The sequence below is a fragment of the Pseudoalteromonas sp. G5_S1_54_S4 genome (assembly GCF_054968565.1).
In genome coordinates this window covers 1-386 of record NZ_JBQKUL010000145.1, presented here as the reverse complement: position 1 = coordinate 386, position 386 = coordinate 1, and the positions used below count along the sequence as shown (strand labels likewise).

Below are 386 nucleotides of genomic sequence, written 5' to 3'. Positions count from 1 at the left end.
AGTCATTAGTGGCGATGGAGTCATGTGGTGGCACGCATTATTGGGCAAGAAAAGCGAAAGAGGCAGGCCATACAGTTAAGCCAATGTCTGCACGGGTTGTAAAAGCATTTAGACAAGGCCAAAAAACGGATGCGAATGATGCTTTAGCTATTGGTATTGCAGCTCAACAACCAACAGTTAAACCGAGTAGATTATTAAGCATAAATGAGCAGTGCTTACAAGCCATGTCAGCAATGAGAGAGCACTTTGTAAAGCAAAAAGTAGCCTTGGGGAATCTGCAACGAGGTTGCTTGTTGGAACTTGGTATCCCAATAGCTAAATCAGATAATAAGTTGATTGATGCAGTGGAAAGTCTGCTCGAAGATGCAAATTTAGATGTACCTATG

The 386-nt window shown here is 42.2% G+C and carries 1 protein-coding gene; it reads left to right on the top strand.

The features are described from left to right. On the top strand, positions 1–386 hold a 386-nt coding region (locus ACTRWE_RS19305; protein WP_462880546.1), incomplete at both ends, for an IS110 family transposase.